General features: G+C 66.7%; 1 protein-coding gene. It reads right to left on the bottom strand.

Annotation, left to right across the window (positions count from 1 at the left end; genetic code table 11):
- Positions 1-112: 112 nt before the first annotated feature.
- Positions 113-882: ATP-binding cassette domain-containing protein (locus C1722_RS16610; protein WP_146040730.1), on the bottom strand; the 770-nt coding region annotated here is incomplete at its 5' end.

Raw genomic sequence — 882 nt, forward strand, 5'->3', positions numbered from 1 at the left:
CAGCGAGAGGAGCGCGGTCTGATCGAACTGCGCGACAGCGCCGAACGCCAACGCCGCCAGGACGGCAGCGAGCGCGGGGATCTCGAGCTTGGGGAGAACGCGGGCGATCACGTCAGATGCATCCCCCGTCAGAAGACGAGGCAGCCCACGCCCGCAAGAACCCGTCCTCCCGATAGCGGTAGAACAGGTTGCGGGAGAAGAACGCCTCGGTCGGCTCAGTGCTCACGACTTCGCCGTCGAACAGCATGGACAGCTCGTCGGCGAGAACCGAAGCGAACGAAAGGTCATGCGTGGCGACGACGATCGTAGCGCCCCGATCGCGCAACCGTTCGAGCTCTCGCGCCAGCACAACCTTCGAGGGCGCATCGAGCCCCTTGGTAGGTTCGTCGAGCAGCAGCAGATCGGGCCCAGTCAGCAAAAGCTTCGCAAAGGCGAGACCCTGCTGCTGACCGCCGCTCAAATCGAACGGATGGCGCCCGAGGGCATCGGCGAGACCGAACCGTTCGGCCGCCGCGTCGACCGCGGCATCGTCGAAACCGCAGGCTTTCTGCCATTCGCGCAGTTCGTCAAGCACCGAATCGCACACGAACAACGCCTTGGGGTCCTGGGGCAAGAGCGCCTGACGGCGGCGAAGCCCGTTTTCCACCTTTCCCCGTTCGGGTTCGAGCACGCCCGCAACAAGCCGCAGCATCGTCGATTTGCCCGACCCGTTGCCTCCCACGAGCACATGGATGGCGCCTGCGCGAACGCGCAAGTCGGCTCCGCGCAGCACCCACGCGCGATCGCGCGCATAGCGGAAGAACGCATCGGAGCAGACGATGCACGGCCTGCCATCGAGGCGCGGCGAGGCCGCCGCGCCTTCCGCCGTACGCCGCGCATCCG

Source organism: Raoultibacter timonensis, from assembly GCF_900240215.1.
Lineage (GTDB): Bacteria > Actinomycetota > Coriobacteriia > Coriobacteriales > Eggerthellaceae > Raoultibacter > Raoultibacter timonensis.